Raw genomic sequence first — 26,291 nt, forward strand, 5'->3', positions numbered from 1 at the left:
TTGGGACGCGGAGAAAGCTACATGCACCGGGCGGCAATGCTCGATTCGGTGCATGTTTTGCGTTTTCTGGGAAGAGGAGGTTATGACGACCGATATAATCCGGGCAGCGACTGACACGGACGTTGACACATTGCAGCTTCCATCGCCACGCTACCCCGCAGCAACCTATCGTTTGCAGTTCAACCGCCAGTTTACGTTCGCCCAGGCGCGACACTGGCTGTATTACCTGGATCAGCTTGGCATCAGCGATTGCTACGCATCGCCCTACCTGAAGGCCCGCCCCGAAAGCACACACGGCTACGATATTGCCGACCACAACTCGCTCAACCCGGCGATTGGCAGCGAGGACGACTACCAGGCTTTTGTTGATGCGCTGCACGCGCGCGGCATGGGCCAGGTGCTCGACATTGTGCCGAACCACATGGGCATTGGCGAAAGCACGAATGAGTGGTGGATGGACGTGCTCGAAAACGGGCCAAGCTCGCTGTACGCGCCATTCTTCGACATCGACTGGCACCCGCTCAAGCGCGAGCTGGAAAACAAAGTGCTGCTGCCGATCCTCGGCCAGCAGTACGGCCGCATCCTTGAGAATCGTGAGCTAGTGCTGCGCTACGCCGAGGGCGCGTTTTTCCTCGACTACTGGGAAACCGCCCTGCCGGTCAACCCGCGCACCTACGCCGACATTCTGGCCGCGACCCTGCCGCAACTGATCGACGCGCTGGGCAACGAGCACGACTCGGTGCTGGAATACCAGAGCATCATCACCGGGCTGACCAACCTGCCGCTGCGCACCGAAACCGACCGCAGCAAAGTGGTTGAGCGCCACCGCGAAAAAGAAATCCTCAAGCGCCGCCTCGACACGCTGGTACACACCGAGCCGGCCGCGCGCGAGGCAATTGATGCGGGAGTCGCGCTGTTCAACGGCACGCCCGGCGACCCGCGCAGCTTCGACCTGCTCGACGCACTGATCGACCGGCAGGCCTACCGCCTGAGCTACTGGCGCGTCGCCGCTGAAGAGATTAACTACCGGCGCTTCTTCGACGTGAACGACCTGGCCGCGATTCGTATGGAGCGCCCCGAGGTCTTCGACGCCACGCACGCGCTGATTATGGAGCTGCTGGCCTCGGGCAAGGTGAACGGCCTGCGGATCGACCACCCCGACGGCCTGTGGGACCCGGCCGGCTACTTCCAGAGCCTGCAGGAGCGCTACGCTGAGCTGGCGGCTGGCACGCCCGAAGCAGCAGAAAATCGCCCGCTCTACGTCGTGGCCGAAAAGATCCTGGCGCATGGCGAGCGCCTGCCCGACGACTGGGCCGTGCATGGCACCAGCGGCTACGACTTCCTGAATGCGCTGAATGGCATTTTTGTCGATGCCAGCGCGGAAAAACGCTTCAACACCATCTATGCCGACTTCAGCGGGCAGCGGCTGCGCTTCGACAACCTGACCTACGACACGCGCAAGCAGATCATGCGCAACGCGCTGGCGAGCGAAATGTATGTGCTGGCGCACCAGCTCAATCGTGTCTCGGAGCACAACCGCTACTACCGCGACTTCACGCTCAACAGCCTGCGCGAGGCGCTGCGCGAGGTGATCGCCTGCTTCCCGGTGTATCGCACCTACATTGTGGCGGAAACCGACACCGTCACTGAGCGCGACCGCGCGGTGATCGAGCAGGCCGTGAGCCGCGCGCGCCGCCGCAACCCAACCATCGACCCGTCGATCTTCGACTTCCTGCGCGACATTCTGCTGCTGCACTACCCCGACACCAGCGACCCGGCGGCGCGCGACGAGCAGCGCACCTTTGTGATGAAGTTCCAGCAGCTCAGCGGCCCGGTGATGGCGAAGGGACTGGAAGATACGGCCTTCTATATCTTCAACCGGCTGACCTCGCTGAACGAGGTTGGTGGCGAGCCGCAGCGCTTTGGCAGCAGTGTGGCCGCCTTTCATCGCCACAACCAGGAGCGCCTGCGCGACTGGCCCGGCGCGATGCTGGCGACCTCGACCCACGACACCAAGCGCAGCGAAGACGTGCGCGCGCGCATCAACGTCCTTTCCGAAATGCCCGACGAGTGGCGCAAGGCGCTGACGCGCTGGAGCCGCCTGAACCGGCGCAAGAAGATCGACGTGGATGGCGAGGCCGCGCCCGACCGCAACGAGGAATACCTGCTCTACCAGACGCTGCTGGGCGTGTGGCCCTTCGAGCCGATGGATGCCACGACACACGCGACCTTTATCGAGCGCGTGCAGGGCTATATGATCAAGGCCATCCGCGAGGCCAAGATCAACACGAGCTGGCTGAACCCAAACAATCAGTACGACGAGGCCGTGCGCGCCTTTGTGGCGGCCATTCTCGAAGATTCGCCCAACAATCGCTTTCTGGCCGATTTCCGGGCGCTGGCGGGGCGGGTCGCGCATTTCGGCGCGTGGAATTCGCTGTCGCAAACGCTGCTGAAGCTGGCCGCGCCGGGCGTTCCCGACATCTACCAGGGCACCGAACTGTGGGATTTGAGTCTGGTCGACCCCGACAACCGCCGCCCAGTGAATTTCGACCTGCGGGCGTGGTGGCTGGGCGAAATGGCCGACTTGCAGGGTAGCCGCGTGGAGCTGGCGCGCGCGCTGGTGGAAAACAAGGCCGATGGGCGCATCAAGCTCTACCTGACGCACCGGGCCTTGCAGTTCCGTCGCGCCCACCTGCCACTGTTTCAGGAAGGCAGCTACACCCCGCTGGAAGCGAGCGCGGGCGCAGCCGAGCACATTGTGGCATTTGCGCGCGCCGATGGCGAGGGCGAGGCGCTGACGATTGCGCCGCGTCTGCCCGCCCGCCTGACTGGCGGCGATGGCGCGCCGCTGGGCGTGGCCTGGGGCGATGCCCGGCTGCTGCTGCCCGCCGCATCGCTGGGTGTGCGCTACCGCAACATCTTCACCGATGAGGTGTACACTGTGGGCGAGCACGAGGGCGCGGCTGGCCTGCCGCTGGTGCAGGTGCTGGCGAACTTCCCGGTGGCGCTGCTTGAGCGCATGGATGCGCGGCCCGCGCTGGTGCTGCCACGCGCAGCGCGCAATGGGCGAACCAATAGCTGAGAAGAAAACGGTTGAGCCACAGAGCGAACGGAGTCCGTTGAGGAGAAAACCAAAAACTCTGCGTTCTCCGTGTGCTCTGTGGCCCAATATTCCTGCTCCTTTGGCGCGAAGATGCGAAGGCAGTTGCCGAAATTGTGCTGCTTGCCGTGCTCCTACAGCTTGTCGGAGCACGGCGCACAGCGCGCGGGAATGGCGCACGGGCGCATTCGAAAAATCTCATGGCGGGCAAACGCACTGCGAATTTGGCGCAAACAATCGTTGTTCAACACAGAACCATGACAGCACATTGCGCCAGGAGAATCGAAAAATGTCACTTGTTTGGCTTGGAAAACCGTACCCGCTCGGGGCAACCTGGGATGGGCAGGGCGTCAATTTTGCCCTGTTCTCGCAGCACGCCACCGGCGTTGAACTCTGCCTGTTCGACAGCGCCGACGACGAAAAAGAGCGCGAGCGCATCCTGATGCCCGAGCAGACCGATAATGTCTGGCACGCCTACCTGCCGGAAGCGCGGCCCGGCCAGGTCTATGGCTACCGCGTCTACGGGCCCTACGACCCCGAGGCCGGCCATCGCTTCACGCCCGCCAAGCTGCTCGTCGACCCGTATGCCAAAGCTATCACCGGCGCGCTGCGCTACGACGATGCCGTGTATGGCTACACCGTGGGCAATGCCTACGAAGACCTGACGCCCGACACGCGCAACAGCGCCGCCTGCATGCCGCGCAGCGTGGTGGTCGATGCGTCGTTTGAGTGGGGCGAAGATCGCCTGCTTGGCACGCCGCTGCACGAATCGATTATTTACGAGATGCACGTCAAGGGCTTTACCAAGCTGCATCCCGAGGTTCCCGAAAATCTGCGCGGCAGCTACGCCGGCCTGGCGATGCCGCAGGTGATCGACTACCTCAAAACGCTGGGCGTGACGGCGATCGAGCTGCTGCCGATTCACCACCACGTCGACGAGCGCTTTCTGGTGGACATGGGCAAGGTCAACTACTGGGGCTACAATACCCTCGGCTACTTCGCGCCCGACTCGCGCTACAGCAGCTCGGGCACGGCCGGCGAGCAAGTGCGCGAGTTTAAGTCGATGGTGAAGGCCTACCACGCCGCCGGCATCGAAGTGATTCTCGACGTGGTGTACAACCACACCTGCGAAGCTGGCCGCCTCGGCCCAACGCTCTCGTTCCGCGGGATCGACAATCTGGTGTACTACCGCCAGCCGCCCGGCCACCTGCGCGAATATATCGACTACACCGGCTGCGGCAATAGCCTGAGCATGCTGCACCCGCGCACGCTCCAGCTGATCATGGACAGCCTGCGCTACTGGGTCACCGAGATGCACGTCGACGGCTTCCGCTTCGACCTGGCGGCAACGCTGGCGCGCGGCCTGCATGCCGACTCGCAGCTCACCACCTTCTTCGACATGATTCACCAGGACCCGGTGCTCTCGCAGGTGAAGCTGATTGCCGAGCCGTGGGACATTGGCCCGGGCGGCTACCAGGTTGGCAACTTCCCGGTGCTGTGGGCCGAGTGGAATGGCAAATATCGCGACGCAATCCGCCGCTACTGGAAGGGCGACGAGGTTTCGACACCCGAGCTGGCCTACCGCCTGACGGGTTCGAGCGACCTGTACAAGCATAACGGCCGCCGGCCCTACGCCAGCATCAACTTCATCACCGCGCACGACGGCTTTACTATGCGCGATCTGGTCAGCTACAACCACAAGCACAACGAGGCGAATGGCGAAGACAACCGCGACGGCGAGAACCACAACAACTCGTGGAACCACGGCGCGGAGGGCGCAACCAACGACCCGAAGATCAACGCGCTGCGTGCGCGCCAGCAGCGCAACCTGATGGCGTCGCTGCTGCTTTCGCAGGGCGTGCCCATGCTGCTGGCGGGCGACGAGCGCAGCCGCACGCAGCAGGGCAACAACAACACCTATTGCCAGGATAACGAGCTGAACTGGATCGACTGGCGGCTCGACGACGCCGGGCGCAGCATGCTGGCCTTTACGCAGAAGCTCATTCGTCTGCGCAACGAGCACCCGGCCCTGCACCGCCGCAAGTTCTTCCAGGGGCGCAGCATCCACGGCAGCAGTGTGCACGACATCGAGTGGTTCCGCCCCGACGGCCAGGAAATGACCGACGCCGAGTGGGGCGCGTCGCATGCACGCTGCCTGGGCATGCGCCTGAACGGCCCGGCTATGGCCGAGCGCGACGAGCGCGGCAATGTCGTTAACGACGACGTGCTGCTGTTGCTGGTCAACTCGCACGACAGCACGGTGCCGTTCCGCCTGCCCGGCGGCCCCAAAACGAAATGGGAAGTGCTGCTCGACACCGCCCAGCCCGACGCGAAGGGGCCAGGCGCTGCAACCGGGCGCGCCTACAAGCTTGTCGCCCGCTCGCTGGTGCTGCTGCGGCAAAAGCCGAGCTAAATACGCAATTCACCACCAAGGCACCAAGGCACCAAGAGCCGTTAGAGATGTCGATGATTTTAATTCCTGGTGTCTTCGTGTCTTGGTGGTTCCGTAGCTTTTCTGACTTCTGAATCCTAACTTCTGACTCCTGCATGAACACCCGCCGTTCCTACATCCTCGCCGCCCTGCTGGTGATCGCCGCTGGCGTGCTCTCGCGCGTGGCGCGCACTGGGATCGCCCTGCTCGACAAATATGCGGGCGACGCGCTCTACGCCGTGCTGCTCTACCTGCTGCTGCGGGCAGCCTGGCCGCGCTGGCGGGCGCAGCACAGCGCGCTGATTTCGCTTATACTCATGGCCGGGATCGAAACATTTCAGCTGACCGGCATCCCGGCGGCGATGGCGCGCAGCGGCAAGCTGCTGCTGAAACTCGCCGCAATTGTGCTCGGCACCGGCTTCGCCTGGCGCGACATGCTGGCCTACGCAGTGGGCATTGGCGCGGTCTGGCTGCTTGACGTGGCGCTCGCGCGCCGCCGGGCGGGGTGGAAAGAGGAATAACTGTATGGAAACACAAAAACCGTGGAAACTACAGATCGGCGCGCAGCCAGCCGACGGCGGAATCTACTTCCGCGTCTGGGCGGCAAATGCCCGCCATGTGGAAGTTGTGCTGTATGACGACGAGTATGAAAGCGGCATGGTGCCGCTCGAACCGCAGGGCGAGGGCTATTTCGCCAGCTTTGTGCCGCACATCGCCCCCGACACGCGCTACATGTACCGCATCGACGGCGGCGCGCCCCGCCCCGACCCGGCCTCGCGCTACCAGCCCGACGGCGTCCACGGCGCGTCGCAGGCGGTCGACCCGGGCGCGTTCGCGTGGCACGACGCGGCATGGCGTGGCCGCCCGCTCGACGACATGGTTATTTATGAAGTGCATGTTGGCACCGCCACCGACGCTGGCACCTTTGCGGCGCTGATTGGGCGGCTGCCCGAGCTGCGCGCGCTGGGCGTCATCGCCATCGAAATTATGCCGGTGGCCGATTTCCCTGGTGAGCGCAACTGGGGCTACGACGGCGTGAACCTGTTCGCGCCCGCGCGCGCCTATGGCGGGCCGGAAGGGCTGCGCGCGCTGGTCGATGCTGCGCACGCGCAGGGCCTGGCCGTGCTGATCGACGTGGTGTACAACCACCTCGGGCCGGATGGCAACTACCTGCGCGAGTTCAGCCGCGATTATTTCACCAGCCGCTACAGCACACCGTGGGGCGATGCGCTCAACCTCGACGGGCCGAACAGTGCGCCAGTGCGCGCCTTCTTCATCGCCAACGCCTGCCACTGGGCGCACGAATACCATGCCGACGGCCTGCGCTTCGACGCGACCCACGCGCTGCAAGACAGCAGCACCGTGCACATTCTGGCCGAGCTGACCGAAACCCTGCGCGCCACGCTGCCGCCCGACCGCCACTTCGTGCTGATCGCCGAGGACGACCGCAACGAGCCGCAGCTGCTGCTGCCCCGCGCCGAGGGTGGCGCAAATATCGACGCGGTGTGGGCCGACGATTTCCACCACCAGCTGCGCGTGGCGCTCACCGGCGAGCGCGAAGGCTACTACGCCGACTATAGCGGCAGCACCGAAGATCTGGCGAAAACGCTGCGCCAGGGCTGGTTCTACACCGGCCAGCTTTCGGCCTACGCCGGCCACACGCGCGGCAGCCTGCCCGACCGGCTCGCTCCGGGGCAGTTCGTCCACTGCATCCAGAACCACGACCAGATCGGCAACCGCGCGCTGGGCGACCGGCTGAACCACCTGATCGGGATGGATGCCTACCGCGCTGCGTCGTCGGTGCTGCTGCTTGGGCCGTACACACCGCTGCTGTTTATGGGGCAGGAATGGGCCGCCAGCGCGCCATTTCAGTATTTCACCGACCACCAGGAAGAGCTGGGGCGGCTGGTGACCGAAGGGCGGCGGGCCGAATTTGCGCGTTTCACCGCCTTCGCGGGCGCGGAAGTGCCCGACCCGCAGGCGCGCGAAACGTTTCTGCGCTCGAAGATTGATTGGGACGAGCGGGCCAATGCGCCGCACGCGGGTGTGCTTGCGCTCTACCGCAACGCGCTGGCGCTGCGCCACAGCCGGCCCGCGCTCCGTGCGCGCGACCGCGCCGGCATCGACGCCCAGCCGCTGGGCGCAGACGCGATCGCATTGCGGCGCGATGGCCCTTCCCCCGCCGACGCGCTCGTGCTCATCGTAAACCTGCGCGGCGAAACCCAGGTGAGTTTGGCGACACGATCCGTCACCACCGCGCCGGGCGGGCAGGCATGGGCAGTTCTGCTCGACAGCGAAGACACGCGCTATGGCGGGCGCGGCCCGGCTGCATTCGACCCGGCGGCGGGCACGCTGCGCTTCGCTGGGCCGGGCGCGGTGCTGCTGGCGGCAATGTAACGCGCACAACAGGCAACATGAAACAACCAACGACGAAGGACGAACCAGCGAGTGGTTCGTCCTTCGTCGTTCGCCTACGCAGATTGGGCGGCAACATCAATTATGGCGTCATATCAAGTTGAAGCTTCACAATGCGTTCGACCTGAAGCATATCGGTTGCAGTCAGCTTTCCAATACGATTATTCAGGCGTAGCTTGCTCACGGTTGTCAGTTGATCCGCCATTGCTTTGTGTGGCTTGCCATTAAGCGTGACAACAACCTCACTGGGATACAAACGATCGACACGGCTTGAAAGTGGAACGGCTTGCACCCGATTGAGATATTTGTTTGAAGCATCATTACTGAGAATGAGTGCCGGGCGCTGCTTTTGGATTTCACCGCCGACCGAGGGATCAAAATTGACCCACCATACTTCACCGCGCAGCATCGGCCATGTCTCCCAGCATTGCTTCCGACCATTCCATGGCTTCCTGCTCGCGTTCTTCATCGGAGGCCATTGCGCGATACCCAGCTTCGAGATCAGTTCCGATGACGTGAGGGCGCACCAGATCTTCGATGAAATGGCTAATATGTCGCCGGCCGATGACCTTGTGCAAGCCCTCATATACCGCTTCATCGACCGTGATAGTAAGTTTCTTCTGCATGGCGCACCTCTTTATACGTATAGTACACGTATAATACCAGTGATTTGAGAGAATGCAATATACTACGGCAACGCTCAAATCAAGATATGCAACTACTCAAGCCAGGCCGCACAACCCTACTTCTGCGCTACCGGTGCGTACAGAATGTTCCCCGGCATCACGCGCGCAAGCTGCATCGCATCGCCCAGCAGCCCGTAGGTAGCAATTGTATCCTGGCAGCAGGTGCCGTTGGTGAACAGCTCGGTGTAGCCAGCCAGCGCCAAATTCCCCACACGCGCGCTCAGCGGCGGCGAACCCCACAGCTTCTGGTAGAACCCGCGCTGCAGCATATCGTGGCCGTGCGCGACCGCCTGGCCGGTTGGCGCCCACACCGCAATCGCGCCGCCGCTCGGGTTCAGCAGCCACCGCTCGTCAATTGTGCCGCCGTAGGAAGGTGTTTGGAACGCGCCGGTCAGGCAGGTCATTTCCAGCACAATCGGCTGGCGCGCGCCATTGCCCAGGTCGTCGGGGTCATACTGGCCAAGCAGGTAGGGCGGCGTGGCGTTGTAATCGGTCACGGCCCACTGGAACTGGCTGCCATGCCCCACGTAGTTCGCCAGCCCCGCGCCCGCGCCAAGCAGCGCGCGTGTGCGCTGGTAGGCGATCTCAGCGCTCGGCTCGCGCCAGGGCTGCGCGGGCGCGCTGGGCGACGGATCGTAGTAGATGCGCTCGACACGAATGCCGGCGGGCTGAAGCGCCGCGCTGGCGTCGGCAAAGGCGGCAAAATCGCCCGCGCTGTCGGTGTTATTCTGCGCGTCGCGGAAGTTGTCGGCCACATACACATTGCGCGAGCGCCAGAACAGGTTGAGCGGGCTGGTTTCGTAGGCCACCAGCTTGTTCACCAGCGCGGCCATCGCGTCGGCGCTACGCGCGGGCAGCCGCCCCAGCGCGAGGTCGGGCAGCGCGTCGAGCGTGGGGTCGTCGCCGTCGAGGCGCACAAAACACTGCTCACAGGCAGTTTCGCCAATCCACGGGTCAACATTCGCGGCAAAGGGCGGCACGTCGTTGCGGTTGGTGCGCCCGGTGTAGTTCAGCGGGTCGATTGTGCCGTCGCCCACCAGCGTCACGGCCGCCGGCGGTGTTGCCCAGGTTGCGGCGGCATAGCGCAGGAAGTTGCGAATCGCAAGCGGCGAAACCTGGCCGTAGCTCCAGCGGTCGTAGAGCGCCTGCGTGTCGATCACGCGCACGCTCAGGCCCTGGGCGCGACGGTGATTCACCAGCGGCGCAATGGCAGCGTGCAGGGCGGCCGGGCCGATATAGAGCACACGCGCGGGCGTGGCAATGTCATACGCCGGGCTGCGCGCGATGCTTGGCGTGAAAAGCGTGCCCGCGCCCGCCAGCACATACAAGTGCGCCGCCGGCCCATCCTGAAAGATGTTCGTCGCCTGCCAGCCGCTCAGCTGCGCAGGCACAAGCGGGCTGCTCACATCGTAGAGCGCGCCGCCCGCTGGCGCATTTGCGAGCTGGTAGCGCCATGTGCCGGCCCGCCCGGCAAAGGCCGCGCCGCGCCCACCCAGGTTCAGCGACACCGGCAGTTGCCACGCCACGCCGTCGATCTCATAGCCATCGGGCTGGGCGGGGGTTGGCAGCCTCAGGGTGATGATCTTGCCCGGCGCGGGAAATGTGAGCACATGCGCCCAATCGCCGGTGCCGCTCCACGTCGCAGTGCGCGTTGTGGCGGCCAGCGTCGCCTGGAGCGTATGCGCGCTTTTCAGGTAGCTGCTGCCCGTCACCGTGAGCGTGGCGGTGCTGCTCACGAGTGGCAGCGTCGGCGTGATCTGGGCAGTGGTGACGGCGGCTGGCGAACCCGGGCCGCTGCGCATGTCTGCGCTGAACCAGTGGTCGGCGTCCGGCCCGGCCAGCAGCGAGTCGTAGAGGTGCGGGTCCTGCCATTTTCCGCGCTCAAAGGCAAAGCCGCTCAGCGCCGCTCCGCCCGGCGCAACCGAGCGCGAGGCCATGCGCAGGCCGGGCGTGCTGCCCAGCGTGAGCCAGTAGGCGCTGGTGCGATTCCAGCGGTCGCCGGGCGCAGGGGCGTAGAAACGCAGCTCAAGGCTGTTGCCGCTGCCGCGCTGTTCGAGCGCGACTGGCGCGCCATTGAAGCGCAGTTGCAGCAGGTTTGGGCTGCCCAGCGGCACGCCCGCCGCCGCAAGCGCGCTGGCCGTCAGGCGCTGGATGCCGCCCGCGCTAACCTGGATTTTCCAGCCACTGCCAGCGGCGGGGTTGGGCGCAGGCGCGCTCGCCAGAAACGGCCCGCTCTGCGTTTCCAGCAGCGCGGTGGGATCGTCTGGCAGCGGCGTGGCGTTCGGAACAGTGAGCGCCAGCTCGCGCAGCGCCTGTGGCCCGCTGGCTGCGCTGAAAAACGGGCTGAGCGCCAGCACCGCAATGCGCGCCCCGCGCAATCGGGCCTCGCGCAGCAGCACCACCGGCGAATCGGGCAGGGCGGCGCTGGCGGGCGCGGCGAGGTCGGGGCGCGCTGTGTCGCCGGGCTGCTGCGGCACAATTGGCTCGGCCAGCGCCGGACTGCCGGCCCACGCCTCGCTCACCACCCGCTCGATCTGCGGCAGCAGCGGGGCATCGCCCGCCATACGGAGCGCCACTAGCCGGGCCGGCAGCCGCACCCCACCAATTGTCACCAGCGGCGCGGCGCCGCTCGCCTGCGCGGGCACGTCGCGCCACTCGATATGCAGGCCGCCGCCCTGCTGGGCAAGCTGAAATGCGGGCGCGGCACCCCGTGCACCAGGAGCGATGCCCAGCAGCAGAACGGCACACATCGCAACAACAAAAAATTTCATGCTTGTTTGTGTATAGGCGCCGCAGCCCAACGCGCGGCGAACCGCCTGAGTATAGCATCTGCCGGCGGCGCGTGGCATAACAATCGTGTGACATGCGGATTTACGATTGACGATTTACGATTTTCGATTGGGAGCGGACGACGGCCGTAGTATTCACCGCAAAGAGCGCAAAGGGCGCGGAGGTTTTGCGGTTCTCGGTTCTTCATTCGTTAATCTCAGCCAACTTAAGACTCAGCACTCAAAATTCAACACTCCCACACCGCGAACATATGAGCGAATTTAGTCTTGATCGGGCGCGTGGCGCGTGGTAGAGTCGAGGCACCGCGGGTTACACAAAGAAGGAGAAAGCCATGCAGAATCGTTCAATGCCACCCGGCACGCTTATTCCCGAACTGCTCTACGACGACATGCCCGCCGCGGTGGCGTGGCTGTGCGCCACTTTTGGCTTCACCGAGCGCCTGCGGATTGGCGCGCACCGCACACAGAGATGCTGATCGGCGCGGGGACGGCGTTTGTGGCTGTGCAGCGCCCGGGTGGCGGTCCCGCCGAGCGCGCCGCGCCGGGCTGCTCGCTGATGGTGTGCGTGGACGATGCCGACGGGCACCACGCCCGTGCGGCCGAACGCGGCGCGCGCATCATCGCCCCGCCCGCCAACTACCCCTACGGCGAGCGGCAGTACACCGCCGAAGATCCAGGCAGCTTCCGCTGGACCTTCTCGCAGGCGATTGACGACATCGACCCGGCGACGTGGGGTGGCGTGCTGGTGGGTGGATAGAATAACGTCTAGCCAGATTTCGCACGTCTAAAACGAGGGTAAAAACAGAGAGCAGCAAAGCCCTGGCCGCATATTGCCGCCTGCTCGCTGCTCGTCGCGTGAGGAAAGGGAAAAAGGTGGTGCCGGTGACGGGACTTGAACCTGTGACCTAGCGATTATGAGTCGCTCGCTCTAACCACTGAGCTACACCGGCATTTGGCATAAAGAAGCGCAACTCCGTCAATTGCGCGATTGCTATGCTACCACGATCGGGGCCTGCTGTCAAACGGGCAAAAGTTCTGCTGCGGGACGCAGACGAACACAGATGAGCGCGGAAAGAGGTTACGTATCCGCGTTCATCTGTGTTCGTCTGCGTCCTAACATCCAAATGTGAAACGTTACTGCGCGCACACTTCCAGCAGCTCGATCAGCAGCTGCCCGTGGCGCACCAGGTCGATCAGCGCGATGCACTCGTTGGGGGCGGCTGTGGCGCTGGCCGGGCGGGCGCAGCCAACTGCAGCCACGGGCGCGTTCAGCGCGGCGGCCAGCAGGCTCAGCGGCTGGGCGAATGGCCCCTGCGGCAGCAGCGGCAGCGGCGCGCTGTACAGCTCTTCGGCGGCGGCGTTGAGCTGCTGAATGAACGGGTGCTCGAAGGCGGTATGCACGCCCGCGTAGCCACCCGGCAGCAGTTCAACCGCAATATCTGCCAGGCCCTTGGCGGCGAGGTGATCGCGCAGCAGCTCGGCAATCGCGTCGGGCTGCTGGTTTGGTACGAGCTGGAAGTCGAGCCGCGCCGCCGCCGAGGTGGGAATGAGCGGAATGTCGCTCGCCGGCTCGACCACCAGGCTGGTAATGTTGCAGGTCGGCAGGGTGGCCTCGGTTCGCACCAGCGAGGCATTCTCAAGGTCGAACAGGAAGCGCGGCAGCTGCCAGGCGCGCTTGCGCGTCGCTTCGTCCATGAGCAGCTGGCGCATCGACTGGTTCTCGGTGCGGCTCGGCCCTTCGACATCGTCGTAGAAGCCTTCGATCAGCACTTCTTCCTGGTCGCTTTTGATCTGGCCGAGCGCCCACAGCAGCTGCCACAGCGGGTTGGCAACGCTGGTGGCCAGGCCGGGCGGCAGCGCCTGGTTCGCGCCGCCGACGTGCAGGCGCAGTTGCAGCAAGCCCTTCGCGCCGGTGTAGCAAAACGGGCGGTCTTCGGTGTCGCGCTCGCCGCCCGTGGCGAGGCATGCGTCGGCAGCCAGCGTGCCACCCGCGGCGGCCAGCGCGGCCGTCAGGTTTGGGCTGCCCACCAGCGCCTCGCCCTCGGCTACTATCACGACACCGCAGGGCAGCTCGCCCTCGGTTTCGAGCAGCGCGGCAATCGCGCTCAGGTGCGCGGCCAGCGGGCCTTTGCCCTCGGCCACGCCGCGCCCAAACAGCAGCCCTTCGCGCTCGGCAAGCTGGAATGGCTCGTGGTGCCAGGCCCGCCACGGCCCGGCTGGCGCGGTGTCGTAGTGGTGGTAGAGCAGCAGGGTGAAGGGCGCGCGGCCAGCCCGCCGGCCGATCACAACCGGCGCGCCATCGGTGGGTATAGTCGTTACGTCAAGCCCGTGGGCGCGCATCAGCGCAGCCACCTGTGCGGCTGCCTCGGCGAGCGCATCGGCCTGGCCGGGGCTGGCAGGCACGCCAAGCAGCTGGGAAAGATCGCTCAGCAGGCGCTCGGTCGAGATCAGGGCGGGTTCGGTCACGGGCCGCTCCAGTATGGCGCGAATTACGGGCATTATAGCACAGCCGCGCCGCGCGCCGTTGCCGCATTTGCCTAACGAATCGCGCGCGCCGCCGCGCAGGCGCACGCAGCCTACTACTGGCACCGAGGAAAGTGCGCCGCCGCATCCCAAGCGCGCAAAGCTGCCAGTGCACCGCGCCCGCAAGCGTGTAGCCTCGTGCTGCACACAATGGACAAAATAGTTAATATACGGTAGACTCGGGCGACTTTGAGCCGATCATTGAATAAACGAGACCTGCACACAATCATGGATTCAGCACGAACCCCACGCCGTCGCCCCACCTTCGCCCGCCTGCTCCATCGTCTGGCGCTTGGCATCGCCGCCCTGCTGGTTAGTGGCTGCGCGATTGAAGGCGGCGTACCCAATATTGCAGCCACGCCCAGCCCCGCGCCGATCGGCCTGCCGCCAACCGCCGCCGCCGCGCTCACGCCCACGCCCGCGCCAAGCAGCTTGGCAGTTGGCCTGCTCGATCAGCCGCGCACGTTGCTGCCCTACCAGTCGACGCCAGGAAATGCGCGCGCCGCCGCGCCGATCAGCGAGATTCTTTTTCCTTCGCCGGTGCTGTCGTTCAACTATGGCTACACCGGCACGGGCGTGCTCGAGCGCATCCCATCGCTGGAAAACGGCGACGCAATCATCAATAAATCGGATGTGTATCTCGACGACGCCGGCAACATCACCACCACTGTCACACAGATCATCACGCAGGTCGATCAGCTGGTCGTCACCTTCCACTGGAACCCGCGCCTGAGCTGGTCGGATGGGCAGGCGCTCACCGCCGACGACTCGGTTTTCGCCTACGAGGCTGCCAAAGCCGCGCCGCCCAGCACCGACGTGCGCGACCGGCTGGCGCAAATTGTGAAGTACGAGCGCGTCGACGATCACACCACCCGCGCGACGCTGCGGCCCGATTTCACCAGCCCGACCTACTTTCTGAGCTACTGGACGCCATTGCCGCGCCACCTGCTCGCCAGCACCCCGCCCGACCAGGTCTTTGGCGGCGATTTTGCGCGCAAGCCGGTGGGCTATGGCCCGTATATGATCGAAAGCCGCAACGACCGCGAGATCGTGCTGGCGCGCAACCCGCACTACTTTGGCGACGCACCGGGCGCCGAGCGCGTCACAGTCGCGTTTCTGCCCAACCCCGAGCTGCTGCGCGCCGGCCTGCTGAATGGCAACCTCGACATTGCCAGCGCCGACCGGCCAAACGACGCGCTGCTGGCCGCGCTGGCGAAAGACCCCAGCAGCGACATCGTCACCAGCTATGTGCCAAGCCCGAACTGGGAGCATATCGACTTCAACCTCGATGTGTCGCTGCTGCAAGATGTGCGCGTGCGTCACGCCATCGCGCTTGGCACCAACCGCCAGGCGATGACACAGACGATTTTCGGCGGCAAAGTGCCGGTGCTCGATAGCTGGGTGCTGCCCGGCCAGGCCGAAACCGCGCCGCCCGACCAGATTACGCGCTACGATTTCAACCCCGACGAAGCGCGCAAACAGCTCGACGACGCTGGCTACCTCGCCAACGACACGGGGGTGCGCGCTAACGCCGACGGTATTTCGCTCACGCTCACACTGCTAACAACCGAAAACACGCCGGTGCGCCAGCAGATCACGCAGATGTTCGAGCAGAATATGCGCGACATCGGCATCGAGGTGCAGACACAGGCGCTGCCCGCCGAGGATTTGTTCAACCCCGACGGGCCGCTGTTCCAGCGCCAGTTCGATATGGCCCTGTTCGGCTGGAGCGCCAGCTCCGACCCGGGCGGCCTGCTGCTGTGGAGCTGCGCGGCCATCCCCAGCCCTGATAATAATTTCAGCGGCGATAATTTTGCGGGCTGGTGTGTGCGCGACGGCAACCGCGCCATTCGCGAGGCTGTGACCGCGCTCGATCCCGAGCAGCGTTTCGCCGCCTATGTGCGCCAGCAGCAGCTCTGGACGGATGCCCTGCCGGTGCTGCCCTTGTTCCAGCGCCTGAGCGTGGTGCTGGCAGCACCTGGCCTGCGCGGCCCCGAGCCCGACGCGCTCGCGCCGATCACCTGGAACATCGGCAGCTGGCAGCGCGCCCGCCCGTAACCTGGCGCGGAGAGTGTCTCACGACCGGTGCTCAGCGGTATCCAGGCAGGCCCGCGCGTGGGCTTGCCCGAACCGCAGCATTGAACGAGGACACTATGAACGCAACACTTCACCCGCGCCTGCCCCTCTGGCTCGACAGCCGCTGGGCGCGCTGGCTCTTGCTTCTCGGCTGGATGGCGCTGATCTTCGCGCTGTCCTCACAATCCAAGCTGCCCTCACCCGACGACCCCTGGCTCGATTTTCTGTTCAAGAAAAGCGCGCACTTCTCGGTGTATGGCGTGCTGGCAATTCTGTGGTGGCGCGTGCTGCCGGCGCGGCCCGCCAGCTGGCGCTGGGCCTGGCTGCTCACGGTGCTCTACGCCATCAGCGACGAATTCCACCAGTCGTATGTGGCGCTGCGCCACCCGGCCGCGCGCGACGTGATTATCGATGCGTGTGGCGCAGCGACGGCGCTGGCGCTGGTGTGGTGGTGGCTGCGCAGGAATGACGACCAACTGACGACCGGCGACGGGAAGATTCACCACGGAGACACAGAGGCACGGAGTTAGAAGGTTTCAGGTTAGAAGGTTGCAGGTTAGAAGGTTCTTAACACTCAGCTTTCAGAACTCAGAGCTGCCGACTGCCAAGTGCCAACTTAAAACTCAGCACTCAGCATTCAAAACTGCCCTGTCACCTCGTCGCCCGCTCACGCACCGTCTTGTGGTATCATAGGCGCTTCAACACGTATTGTGCGAATGGGAGCCCTATGTCGCTGTCGGCGTATATCGCGGCCATGCCAAAAGCCGAGCTGCATGTCCATCTTGAAGGGTCGATCCGCCCGGAAACGCTGCTGGCGCTTGCCGAGCGGCACGGCGTGGCCCTGCCCGCGCGCACATTGCCCGAGCTGCAGGAATGGTACACTTTCACCGGCTTCCCGCACTTTGTGCAGATCTACTACACCATCGCCAGCTGCCTGCGCACGCCCGACGACATCGAGCTGATCGCGCGCGAATTTCTGATCGGCCAGGCCGCGCAGAACATTCGCTACAGCGAAGTGACCTACACGCCCTACACGCATTTCGCGCAGAAGGGCATGCCCTTCGCTGAGCAGCTGGCCGCGCTCAACCGGGCGCGCGCCTGGGCTGTGCAGGCGCTGGGCGTGCATATGGGCATTGTGCTCGATATCGACCGCTCGATGCCCGGCGAAGATAGCCCGCAGGTGGCTGAGTGGGCGATCGGCGCGCGGAATGATGGCGTGGTGGCGCTGGGCCTCGGCGGCGACGAGCAGGGCAACCCGCCCGAAAAGCATCGCGCCGCATTCGAGCGCGCCCGCGCCGCCGGGCTGCCCGCCGTGCCGCACGCGGGCGAAACGGAGGGGCCAGCCAGCATCTGGGGGGCACTGCGCGACCTGCATGCCGTTCGCATCGGGCATGGCGTGCGCTGTGTGGAAGACCCGGCCCTGGTACGCGAATTGCACGCCCGCCAGACGCCGCTGGAAGTCTGCCCAAGCAGCAACGTGTGCCTGGGCGTCGCGCCAAGCCTGCCCGGCCACCAGCTCCCCGCCATGCTCGACGCTGGCCTGCTGGTCACGCTCGGCTCCGACGACCCGCCCATGTTCAACACCACGCTTACGCGCGAGTATCAGCTTGTGGCAGAACAATTCGGCCTCGGCGCCGACCAGATCGAGCACATCGCGCTGAACGGCGTGCGCGCCAGCCTCCTGCCTCCCGCCGAGCGCGCCGCGCTGGAAGCCAGCTTCGCCGCCGACTTCGCCCGCCTGCGCGCCGAGCACGGCCTGGCCTGAAGTACGCGATCGCTGCCCGCCCTGCCGCACCTTACCGATTTTTTGCCACACAGAGCACAAGCGCACCGAGTTGTGTTCATACTCCGTGCGCTCTGTGCGCTCCGTGGCTCAATTCCATATATGGGTGTAGAAAAGGAACAAACCAATGGATAGCGCACTCCAAAGCTACCTGAACGCCAACGCCGGCGAGGCGCAGGCGCTGCTCGAACGGCTCTGCCGCCAGCCCAGTATCGCCGCGCAGGGCGTGGGCATCGACGCCATGGCTGGCCTGACCGAGGGCTTGCTGCAAGAAGCCGGCTTCACCACCCGCCGCCTGCTGGCCGAGGGCGCGCCGCCCGCGATTTTCGCCGAGCAGAAGGGCCGCAGCCCCTACACGCTGCTGCTCTACAACCACTACGACGTCCAGCCCGCCGAGCCGCTCGACCTGTGGCACTCGCCGGCCTTCGAGCCGACCGTGCGCGACGGCAAGCTCTTTGCGCGCGGCTCCTCCGACAACAAGGGCGAGATCGCGGCACGCCTGGCCGCCATTCGCGCCTTGCGCGCCACCTATGGCGAATTGCCAATCAGCATCCGCTGGATCATCGAGGGCGAGGAAGAAGTGGGCAGCCCGCACTTCCCGGCGATTGCTGAGCCCTATGCCGACCTGCTCAAGGCCGATGGCTGCCTGTGGGAAGGTTCGAGCTTCACCGTCGATGGCCGGCCCGAGCTGATCCTCGGCACCAAAGGGCTGCTGTATGTCCAGCTCGACATCACCTGCCTGGGCGGCGACGCGCACTCGGGCAACGCGCCTATGCTGCCCAGCGCGGCGTGGCGGCTGGTGCAGGCGCTCGCCACCCTGCGCTCGCCCGAGGGTCGCGTGCAGCTGCCCGGCTTCTACGAGTCGGTGATTGCGCCGACGGCGGCACAGCTTGCCGCGCTGGCCGACCAGCCCGACGACGAAGCCGAACTGCGCGCCGCCTTTGGTGTCGAGCGCTTTGCCGACAGCCTGACCGGCCTGGCACTGCGCGAGCGGCAGGCGTTCAGCCCAACATGCAATATCGCCGGCCTGGTGAGCGGCTACACCGGCGAAGGCTCGAAAACCGTGCTGCCCGCCAAGGCCATGGCCAAGATCGACTTCCGCCTGGTGCCCGGGCAAGACCCCGACGCAATTCTGGCCTCGCTGCGCAGCCACCTCGACGCGCACGGCTACAAGGACATTGCGGTGAGCACCTTTGGCAGCTGCGCCGCCGTCGTCACGCCAATCGACGAGCCGTTTGTGCAGCGCATGGCGACTGTCGCGCAAGGCTACAACGGCAAGCCCGCCGCAATCACGCCAATTATTGGCGGCACGCTGCCGCTGCTTGGCGCGCTGGAGCGCTACGTGGGCCTGCCCGGCCTGTGCGCGCCCGGCAACCCAACCTACTGGGCCAATGGCATGCACGCGCCCGACGAGCACATCCGCCTGAGCGACCTCGACGAGGCGGTGAAGTTCAACTGCCATATGTTCCAGGCGCTGGCCGATTAGAACCACCAAAGCAGCAAAATTCATCCACAGATGACGCAGATGACGCAGATGAGAGACCTCAAATCTGTGTCATCTGCGTCATCTGTGGATATCTCTCGTTCCCGTTCCAACGTTGACATGGCTCAGGAAGCATACGGAATACTGCTACACTTCTGTCCCCGACCACTGCCTTGACGCCCCTGCGCCCCTCGGCTACAATACCCGATTGTAGAGAGGAAAACGAGCTATTTTAACCGGAATGTGCGCTGGAACAGCGTTGTTCTTGCGCGCCGCAAGGAGGCCCCTGTGACTGCACCAACCGACACAAACACAACCATTTCTGAGGCCATGGCGCTGCCTGGGCCAAAGGCACGCGCGCTGGTCGAGCGCGATACGCGGGTGTATGCGCCCTGCGCCGGGCGTGTCTACCCCTTTGTCATCGAGCGCGGCGAGGGCTGCTACGTCTGGGACGTCGATGGCAACCGCTACCTGGATCTGAACGCCGGCATCGCGGTGGTGTCGGCCGGGCACTCGCACCCGCGCGTGGTGCGCGCCGTGCAAGAGCAGGCCAGCAAGTTCATTCACATGGCTGGCACCGACTTCTACAGCGAGCCAATGGTCAAGTTTGGCGAGAAACTGACCAGCCTGATGCCCGCCGAGCACGAGTGGCAGGTCTTCCCCTGCAACTCCGGCACCGAAGCCGTCGAGGCGTCGATCAAGCTGGCGCGCTATGTCACCGGCCGGCAGGGCATTATCGCCTTTCTGGGCGCGTTCCACGGGCGTTCGTATGGCTCGCTCTCGCTTACCGCGTCCAAGCCGGTGCAGCGGCGCGGCTACTACCCGCTGGTGCCGGGCACCTTCCACGCCTTCTACGCCAACCCCTACCGCCCGCCCTTCGATGTTGAGCCCGAGCGCACCACCGAGGTCTGCCTCAACTACATCGAGCAAACGCTTTTCCACACCATTGCGCCGCCGCGCGACGTGGCCGCAATCATTGTCGAGCCCATCCAGGGCGAGGGCGGCTACCTGGTGCCCGCGCCCGGCTTTATGCAGGGCCTGCGCAAGATCTGCGACCAGTATGGCATCCTGCTGATCGCCGACGAAGTGCAGAGCGGCGTGGGCCGCACCGGCACGATGTGGGCCTTCGAGCAGGAAGGCATTGTGCCCGACATTGTCGCCTCGGCCAAGGGCCTGGGCGGTGGCGTGCCGATTGGCGCGATGATTGCGCGGCGCGAGCTGACTGAGCGCTGGGAGCCGGGTTCGCACGGCAACACCTACGGCGGCAACGCGCTGGCCTGCGCCGCCGCCTATGAAGTGCTGTCGCTGGTGGAAGAAGAGCTGGCCGGCAACGCCGCGCGCGTGGGCAGCTACTTCATGCAGGGCCTGAAGGAAATGGCTGGTCGCTACGAGCAGATCGGGCAGGTGCGCGGGCGCGGCCTGATGATCGGCCTGGAGTTTGTGAAGGACCGCGACACCCGCGAGCCGGCGCGCAAGCTGGCCCACGATGTCATGGAAGAAGCCTTCCGGCGCGGCCTGCTGCTGCTGACCTGCGGCGCGTCGACTATTCGCTTCTGCCCGCCGCTGGTGCTCACCGAGGCGCAGGCCGATGAAGGGCTGGCCTTGTTCGAGGAAACGCTGAACGCAGTGCTGCACAAGAGCTAGCGCCGCGAATTACCCGCCAACGCAACGAGGGTCGCCACTGGCGACCCTCGTGCTGTGCATACCAGCGGCAGCGGGAAGGAATGAATGAGTGCAGAGCTGCCGGCCTGGCTCACCCGAAGAATTAGACGCCGATCGGGCCGACGCCACCGTACACAACGCACACGGCGGCCTCTTCGACCAACTCCTCCTCGGTGTAGGTCTCCAGGACTTCTGGGCGAACGTATTGCATTACCTATCACCTCCTCTCATGATAAGAATGTGGTGGTGGAATGGACATTGCCACTGTATCAAATAAAGTGCCACGGCGTTTGACATTTTGTTCACGCAAAGCCGATAGTACTATACAAATACGTCATCTCGCCAATCATTGACACACCTATACGCATCGCCTAGAATACCCTGACGCTTGCGCCAGAAGACCGCGAGAAACCCGATGCCCATTGCTGAAATTGCTGACCTGCGCCTGTATTACGAGCTGCACGGCCCGCCCGACGCGCCGCCGCTGGTGCTGCTCAATGGCGCGCTCGACACCATTGAGTCGGATTGGGCGGGCGTGCTGCCGGCCTTTGCCGAGCGATACCGCGTGCTGGCCTACGACCATCGCGGCCACGGCCGCACCAGCGCGGCAGCAACGTTCACCGGCTACGCGCAGCTCACGGCCGACCTGCTGGCCCTGCTCGGCACGCTGGGCATCGCGCAGGCGCACTTCTGCGGCTTCAGCGACGGCGGCATCACGCTGCTGTATTTCGCGCAGCAGCACCCCGAGCGCGTCCTTTCGCTGATCCTGGCCGGCGCGCAATACACCAACGACGAGCGCACCCTGGCCATGCTGGCGAAAATGAACCCTGAGCGGATTGCCACGCGCCTGCCGGACTGGGCCGCAGAGATGAAAACGCTGCACGACGCCCACCACGCGCCGGGCTACTGGCAAACGCTGATGCGTCAGATGATGCAGTTCTGGCCCAATCAGCCCGACCTGACGCTGGAGCAGCTTGCCAGCATCGCCGCGCCCACGCTGCTTGTTGCCGGCGAGCGCGACCAGTTTGGGCATATCGATCAGCAGGTTGCCATGCGCCGGGCCATGCCGCGCGCCGAGCTGTGCATCCTCCCCGCCGCCAACCACCCGGTGATGAATGAGCAGCCCGATTTATTCCGCATTGCCGCGCTGGGCTTCCTGGCGCGCAACAGTTGAGACTATATGACATTCCCTTCACGCACGACCCTGGGCGGGGAGTGGCAGCTCCTGCCGATTGACGCATTTCGCCAGGGCTTCTACCCGCTCGACAACGACGCCTGGCTCACCCAGGAACTGCCGGCCCACTGGCAGCAGCACCCGCTGCTCGAACGCTACGCCGGCAAACTCGTGTACCGCAAGCGATTCACTCATGAAAGGTCTGAGGTCTCAGATTTAAATGTTGAATCTGCGGAGCATCATGCGCAATTTAACACTCAACACTCAACACTCAACACTCGTTACTGGCTCCGCCTGAACGGCATATTCTACTGGTCGCAGCCCTACTTCAACGGCGTGGACCTGGGCCGCCACGAAGGCTACTTCATCCCGCAGGAATACGACGTGACCGAATGGGTTGCCGCCGAAAACACCCTGGTCTTGGAGGTTGACTGCCCCGACGAGCACAACAAGCTCGGCAAGCGCATGATCACGGGCGTGTTCTCGCACTGGGATTGCATCGACCCAACGACTAACCCGGGCGGTGTGTGGCTGCCAGTCGAGCTGATCAGCACCGGGCCGACGCGCATCCAGCAGGTGCGTTTGCAAACCGACACGTTGGGCGAAACTGCTGCCGGTCTGCGCTTCCGCGCCACGCTCGACGCCGCTGCCGCCGCCGATGTCACCCTGCGCTGGACGATTGCGCCCAAGAACTTCGCGGGCGAGGTGCAGGTGATTGAGCAGCGGCGCGCACTGGCCGCCGGCCCACAAACCATTGCCGGCGCGCTGGAAGTGCGCGACCCGCAAGCCTGGTGGACGCACGACCTCGGCCACCCGAGCTGCTACACCATCACGCTCGAAGTTGTGTATGGCGGCACAGTTTCCGATGCGCACAGCTTCACCTACGGCCTGCGCCGCTTCGAAATGCGCAACTGGATCGCCTACCTCAACGGCAAGCGCGTGTTCATCAAGGGCAACAACTACGCCCCGGGCGACACGCGCATCGCCACCATGACGCCCGAGCGCTACGCCCACGATGTGCAGCTCGCCGTTGAGTGCCACATGAACATGCTGCGCATACACGCCCACGTCGAGCATCCCGCCTTCTACGAAGCCGCCGACCTGGCCGGCGTGCTGCTGTGGCAGGATTTCCCGCTCCAGTGGCTGTACCGGCGCGAAATACTGCCCGAGGCACTGCGACAGGTGCGCGAAATGCTGGCCCTGCTCGGCAACCACCCCGCAGTGGCGATGTGGTGCATGCACAACGAGCCGCTCTACGCGCTCGATACCAAGGACGAGTCGCTCTACGCGATGGTGCGCGCCTATATTTCAGTGTTCATCTGGAACTGGAATCGCGACGTGATGGACGTGCAGCTCAAGGAAGCCGCGCTGAAGGACGACAGCACCCGCCCGGTCGTGCGCGCTTCCGGCGAGTATGCCGTGCCCTTCTTCCGCAAAGGCACCGACGCGCATTTCTATTTTGGCTGGTATGGCGGCGTATACGGGCAGCTGCGCACCTTCGAGCGCGTGCAACGCTTTGCGCCCGCCAACCTGCGTTTCATCACCGAGTTTGGCGCGCAGAGCTTCCCGAACATCGAAAGCTGCGCCAAGTTCCTCGATCCCGAAATCTCCAAGATCGACTGGGAGCAGGTGGCCGCGCGCCACCATATGCAGCCGAATATGTTCGACTACTGGCTGGCCTGGCGCACTGCCGCCTCACTCAGCGACCTGGTGACCATGACGCAGGACTACCAGAGCGCGATCAACCGCTTCTATATCGACCGGCTGCGCTTCCACAAATACCGGCCCACTGGCGGCATCCTGCCTTTTGTGTTCAACGATTCGAACCCAGCTGTGCAGTGGTCGATTATTGACTACTGGCGGGTGCCCAAGCGCTCCTACTACGCCATGCAGGCCGCGTTCAGCCCGCAGTACGCCTTTACGCTGCTCCATCGCGACCGCTACCCGCTTGGCCAGGCCATCGATCTGCCCATCTATATGGTGAACGACGAGCACCGGCCAGTTCCGCTAACGCTGCGCGCAGTGCTGCACGGCCCGCATGGCGAAGTTGCCCGCGCCGAGCGCGCGCTGACGCTGCCGCCCGACAGCATGGCAATTGAAATCGACCGCCTGCGGCTCACGCCCGAGGCGCCCGGTGACTACCGGCTGGAGCTGACGCTGGCAAATACGGCTGGCGTGCTGCTCGAAAACAACTACACCATCACGGTTGGGCTCGCATAAGCCCCTGAAGAGGAAGGACGACCCTATGCTGCACAAAGCCCAGGCGCTTGCCGACGAGCTGGTTCGGCTGCGCCGCGATATTCACCGCCACCCCGAGCTGGCCTTTCAGGAAGTGCGCACCGCCGCGCTGGTGGCTGATACCCTGCGCGAAATTGGTGGCATCGACGTGCGCACCGGCGTTGGCATTACCGGCGTGGTCGGTGACCTGGGCACCGGCGACGGGCCAACCATCGCGATTCGCGCCGATATGGACGCGCTGCCAATTTTGGAGGCGAACCCGAGCGACTACCGCTCGACCGCCGACGGCCAGATGCACGCCTGCGGCCACGACGGCCACACCGCCATGCTGCTGGGCGTGGCGCACCTGCTCAAGCAGGAATTCGCCGCTGGTGGCCTGCGCGGCCGCGTGCGCCTGCTGTTCCAGCCCGCCGAAGAAGACGAAGGCGGCCAGCCAATGAGTGGCGCGCCCATGATGCTGCGCGACGGCGCGCTCGATGGCGTGGACGCGGTGATCGCCCTGCATGTCGACTCAATGCAGCCGTTCGGGAAAGTGACCATGCGCGACGGCTGGGACTCAGCCGCGGCCGACCAGTTCAAGGCTTGGATCACCGGCAGCGGCGGGCATGGCGCCTACCCGCACGAGGCCACCGACCCACTGTGGATGCTTGGCCCGGTGCTTCAGGCACTCCACGGCATTGTGGCGCGTCGCGTCGACCCGCAGCAGCCGGCAGTGCTGACGGTCGGGCAGGTTCACGCCGGCACCGCCTCAAACGTCATTCCGCCCGAGGTCTTCCTGCATGGCACGCTGCGCAGCTACGACGAAGATGTGCGCAACCTGCTGGCTGAGCAGGTCGAGCGTGCGCTGAGCATTGTGCGCCCGCTCGGCGGCGACTACCGGCTGGAAATTTCGCGTGGCTACCCGGCCGGCAAGAATAGCGCAGTAGTCAGCGGCTGGCTGGCGCGCACCGCTACGGACATGCTTGGCGCCGACGCACTCGACCCGACGCCTCCCGGCATGGGCGCGGAAGATTTCGCCTACATGACTGACAAAGTGCCGGGCGCAATGTTCCACCTCGGCGCGGCCGTGGGCGACATGCCCCGCGCGCACCACACGCCCGTCTTCGATATCGACGAGCGCTGCCTGCCCGTGGGCGCAGCCATCCTGGCCGAAACGGCGCGGCGCTTCCTGAATGGCGAGGTTGTGCTGAAGTAGCGCGCCCGTTCTGAGGCTGGGCGTATTGCTATACGCCCGTTCTGAGGCTGGGCGTATTGCTATACGCCCGTTCTGCGATTCTCGGTTCTTCTCGCCCTTCGTGTCTTCGTGCCTTCGTGGTTATGGTTCTCGGTTCTCGGTTCCCTGGCATTGTGGCACGCTATATGCAAGTCTTGGGGTAAGAACCTTTGCCAGCGCGCCGATGGTGCGCATTGATATTTTTGCAACAAGGAGCATACCCTAATGGCCGACCAGAACGTAAGCCGCGAGCAGCTCATCCAGGGGCTTCAGGAAGACCTGGCGCGTGAATACAAAGCGATTATTCAATACGTCGTCTACAGCCAGGTGATCAACGAAGCGCAGTACATGAATATTGCCGCCGAGCTTGAGAAGCACGCCCACGAAGAGCTCGACCACGCGATTCGCATCGCCAAGCAGCTCGACTACTATGGCGTGTACCCGACCACAACGCCCAAAAGCATCGACACCTCGGAAGACTCGAAGGAAATGCTCCAGTTCGATCTTGCTGGCGAAGACGAAACAGTGGCGAACTATCGTGTTCGCATCCGGCAGGCCAACGCACTGGGCGAGTTCGCGCTTGCTGAGGAATTGCAGGAGATTATTCGCCAGGAACAGGAGCATCAGATCGACCTTGCTTCTGCCCTGGGCATTGTCGCTGACCCGAGCCAGCGCGGCGGCAAAACCAAACCGTAGGCTTGCTCATAGCAACAAAAAC

Annotated in this window: 19 protein-coding genes and 1 tRNA gene; 15 read left to right on the forward strand and 5 right to left on the reverse strand. The window is 64.7% G+C overall.

Features of this window, described 5'->3' with window-relative positions:
* Positions 1–82: 82 nt before the first annotated feature.
* The 4 genes from treY to treZ all read left to right on the forward strand — a co-directional run bounded on the left by treY (position 83) and on the right by treZ (position 7,928).
* Entirely contained in the window at positions 83–3,082 is a 3,000-nt protein-coding gene (gene treY / locus M1P90_RS20855; RefSeq protein WP_483697233.1) for a malto-oligosyltrehalose synthase, read from the forward strand.
* A 307-nt stretch (positions 3,083–3,389) separates the two neighbouring features.
* Entirely contained in the window at positions 3,390–5,513 is a 2,124-nt protein-coding gene (gene glgX, locus M1P90_RS20860) for a glycogen debranching protein GlgX (RefSeq protein ID WP_483697234.1), read from the forward strand.
* Positions 5,514–5,647: 134 nt separating this feature from the next.
* On the forward strand, positions 5,648–6,052 hold the full coding sequence (locus tag M1P90_RS20865; protein WP_483697236.1) for a DUF2809 domain-containing protein: 405 nt from the start codon (positions 5,648–5,650) through the stop codon (positions 6,050–6,052).
* Between the two features lie 4 nt (positions 6,053–6,056).
* On the forward strand, positions 6,057–7,928 hold the full coding sequence (gene treZ, locus M1P90_RS20870) for a malto-oligosyltrehalose trehalohydrolase (RefSeq protein ID WP_483697237.1): 1,872 nt from the start codon (positions 6,057–6,059) through the stop codon (positions 7,926–7,928).
* 100 nt (positions 7,929–8,028) lie between these two features.
* Here the strand turns inward: treZ and M1P90_RS20875 are convergent, their stop codons facing one another.
* The 3 genes from M1P90_RS20875 to M1P90_RS20885 form a co-directional block, all read right to left on the reverse strand.
* On the reverse strand, positions 8,029–8,355 hold the full coding sequence (locus M1P90_RS20875; RefSeq protein ID WP_483697239.1) for a type II toxin-antitoxin system PemK/MazF family toxin: 327 nt from the start codon (positions 8,353–8,355) through the stop codon (positions 8,029–8,031).
* Positions 8,342–8,572, reverse strand: a complete 231-nt coding sequence (locus M1P90_RS20880; protein ID WP_483697240.1) for a hypothetical protein — start codon at positions 8,570–8,572, stop codon at positions 8,342–8,344. The genes M1P90_RS20875 and M1P90_RS20880 overlap by 14 nt, the downstream gene beginning before the upstream one ends.
* A gap of 116 nt (positions 8,573–8,688) precedes the next feature.
* Complete coding sequence (locus tag M1P90_RS20885) at positions 8,689–11,403, reverse strand: C25 family cysteine peptidase (RefSeq protein ID WP_483697241.1); 2,715 nt, start codon at positions 11,401–11,403, stop codon at positions 8,689–8,691.
* Between the two features lie 350 nt (positions 11,404–11,753).
* Here M1P90_RS20885 and M1P90_RS20890 point away from each other — a divergent pair, with 350 nt between their 5' ends.
* Together M1P90_RS20890 and M1P90_RS20895 are read left to right on the forward strand one after the other, a co-directional pair.
* Entirely contained in the window at positions 11,754–11,897 is a 144-nt protein-coding gene (locus tag M1P90_RS20890; protein ID WP_483697242.1) for a hypothetical protein, read from the forward strand.
* Positions 11,891–12,178 carry a VOC family protein gene (locus M1P90_RS20895; protein WP_483697243.1) on the forward strand — a complete coding sequence of 96 codons (288 nt, stop codon included), beginning with the start codon at positions 11,891–11,893 and terminating at the stop codon, positions 12,176–12,178. Before M1P90_RS20890 ends, M1P90_RS20895 begins: the two co-directional genes overlap by 7 nt.
* 117 nt (positions 12,179–12,295) lie before the next feature.
* On the opposite strand, the gene M1P90_RS20900 is transcribed toward M1P90_RS20895, so the two are convergent.
* A tRNA-Met gene (locus tag M1P90_RS20900) sits at positions 12,296–12,371 on the reverse strand.
* 184 nt (positions 12,372–12,555) lie between these two features.
* Positions 12,556–13,887, reverse strand: coding sequence for a M20/M25/M40 family metallo-hydrolase (locus tag M1P90_RS20905; protein WP_483697245.1), 1,332 nt, complete (start codon positions 13,885–13,887; stop codon positions 12,556–12,558).
* A 285-nt stretch (positions 13,888–14,172) separates the two neighbouring features.
* On the opposite strand from M1P90_RS20905, the gene M1P90_RS20910 reads away from it, so the two are divergent.
* The 9 genes from M1P90_RS20910 (at position 14,173) to M1P90_RS20950 (ending at position 26,269) form a co-directional block, all read left to right on the forward strand.
* The gene (locus M1P90_RS20910; protein WP_483697246.1) at positions 14,173–16,002 is read left to right on the forward strand and encodes a peptide ABC transporter substrate-binding protein; all 1,830 of its coding nucleotides are present in this window, start codon (positions 14,173–14,175) and stop codon (positions 16,000–16,002) included.
* A gap of 95 nt (positions 16,003–16,097) precedes the next feature.
* Positions 16,098–16,550 (forward strand): VanZ family protein, encoded by a 453-nt coding sequence (locus M1P90_RS20915; RefSeq protein WP_483697247.1) that lies wholly within the window; start codon positions 16,098–16,100, stop codon positions 16,548–16,550.
* 197 nt (positions 16,551–16,747) lie between these two features.
* Complete coding sequence (gene add / locus M1P90_RS20920; RefSeq protein WP_483697248.1) at positions 16,748–17,785, forward strand: adenosine deaminase; 1,038 nt, start codon at positions 16,748–16,750, stop codon at positions 17,783–17,785.
* Between the two features lie 145 nt (positions 17,786–17,930).
* Positions 17,931–19,289 (forward strand): M20/M25/M40 family metallo-hydrolase, encoded by a 1,359-nt coding sequence (locus M1P90_RS20925; RefSeq protein ID WP_483697249.1) that lies wholly within the window; start codon positions 17,931–17,933, stop codon positions 19,287–19,289.
* Between the two features lie 285 nt (positions 19,290–19,574).
* Positions 19,575–20,930: an acetyl ornithine aminotransferase family protein gene (locus M1P90_RS20930; RefSeq protein WP_483697250.1), complete on the forward strand. Its 1,356-nt coding sequence runs from the start codon at positions 19,575–19,577 to the stop codon at positions 20,928–20,930.
* A 433-nt stretch (positions 20,931–21,363) separates the two neighbouring features.
* Entirely contained in the window at positions 21,364–22,122 is a 759-nt protein-coding gene (locus M1P90_RS20935; RefSeq protein ID WP_483697252.1) for an alpha/beta fold hydrolase, read from the forward strand.
* A gap of 6 nt (positions 22,123–22,128) precedes the next feature.
* On the forward strand, positions 22,129–24,342 hold the full coding sequence (locus M1P90_RS20940; RefSeq protein ID WP_483697253.1) for a glycoside hydrolase family 2 protein: 2,214 nt from the start codon (positions 22,129–22,131) through the stop codon (positions 24,340–24,342).
* A 25-nt stretch (positions 24,343–24,367) separates the two neighbouring features.
* On the forward strand, positions 24,368–25,555 hold the full coding sequence (locus M1P90_RS20945) for a M20 metallopeptidase family protein (protein ID WP_483697255.1): 1,188 nt from the start codon (positions 24,368–24,370) through the stop codon (positions 25,553–25,555).
* A 243-nt stretch (positions 25,556–25,798) separates the two neighbouring features.
* On the forward strand, positions 25,799–26,269 hold the full coding sequence (locus M1P90_RS20950; RefSeq protein ID WP_483697256.1) for a ferritin-like domain-containing protein: 471 nt from the start codon (positions 25,799–25,801) through the stop codon (positions 26,267–26,269).
* Positions 26,270–26,291: the final 22 nt, after the last annotated feature.

Source organism: Kouleothrix sp. 19917 (assembly GCF_057073505.1).

What these genes read in the sequence shown, in the direction of transcription:
- glgX (WP_483697234.1), top strand. Translation starts at nt 3,390, where the DNA reads ATGTCACTTGTTTGGCTTGGAAAACCGTACCCGCTCGGGGCAACCTGG.
- M1P90_RS20925 (WP_483697249.1), top strand. Translation starts at nt 17,931, where the DNA reads ATGGATAGCGCACTCCAAAGCTACCTGAACGCCAACGCCGGCGAGGCG.
- add (WP_483697248.1), top strand. Translation starts at nt 16,748, where the DNA reads ATGTCGCTGTCGGCGTATATCGCGGCCATGCCAAAAGCCGAGCTGCAT.
- M1P90_RS20935 (WP_483697252.1), top strand. Translation starts at nt 21,364, where the DNA reads ATGCCCATTGCTGAAATTGCTGACCTGCGCCTGTATTACGAGCTGCAC.
- M1P90_RS20945 (WP_483697255.1), top strand. Translation starts at nt 24,368, where the DNA reads ATGCTGCACAAAGCCCAGGCGCTTGCCGACGAGCTGGTTCGGCTGCGC.
- treZ (WP_483697237.1), top strand. Translation starts at nt 6,057, where the DNA reads ATGGAAACACAAAAACCGTGGAAACTACAGATCGGCGCGCAGCCAGCC.
- M1P90_RS20910 (WP_483697246.1), top strand. Translation starts at nt 14,173, where the DNA reads ATGGATTCAGCACGAACCCCACGCCGTCGCCCCACCTTCGCCCGCCTG.
- M1P90_RS20890 (WP_483697242.1), top strand. Translation starts at nt 11,754, where the DNA reads ATGCAGAATCGTTCAATGCCACCCGGCACGCTTATTCCCGAACTGCTC.
- M1P90_RS20875 (WP_483697239.1), bottom strand. Translation starts at nt 8,355, where the DNA reads ATGCTGCGCGGTGAAGTATGGTGGGTCAATTTTGATCCCTCGGTCGGC.
- M1P90_RS20915 (WP_483697247.1), top strand. Translation starts at nt 16,098, where the DNA reads ATGAACGCAACACTTCACCCGCGCCTGCCCCTCTGGCTCGACAGCCGC.
- M1P90_RS20880 (WP_483697240.1), bottom strand. Translation starts at nt 8,572, where the DNA reads ATGCAGAAGAAACTTACTATCACGGTCGATGAAGCGGTATATGAGGGC.
- M1P90_RS20895 (WP_483697243.1), top strand. Translation starts at nt 11,891, where the DNA reads ATGCTGATCGGCGCGGGGACGGCGTTTGTGGCTGTGCAGCGCCCGGGT.
- M1P90_RS20950 (WP_483697256.1), top strand. Translation starts at nt 25,799, where the DNA reads ATGGCCGACCAGAACGTAAGCCGCGAGCAGCTCATCCAGGGGCTTCAG.
- treY (WP_483697233.1), top strand. Translation starts at nt 83, where the DNA reads ATGACGACCGATATAATCCGGGCAGCGACTGACACGGACGTTGACACA.
- M1P90_RS20865 (WP_483697236.1), top strand. Translation starts at nt 5,648, where the DNA reads ATGAACACCCGCCGTTCCTACATCCTCGCCGCCCTGCTGGTGATCGCC.
- M1P90_RS20940 (WP_483697253.1), top strand. Translation starts at nt 22,129, where the DNA reads ATGACATTCCCTTCACGCACGACCCTGGGCGGGGAGTGGCAGCTCCTG.
- M1P90_RS20885 (WP_483697241.1), bottom strand. Translation starts at nt 11,403, where the DNA reads ATGAAATTTTTTGTTGTTGCGATGTGTGCCGTTCTGCTGCTGGGCATC.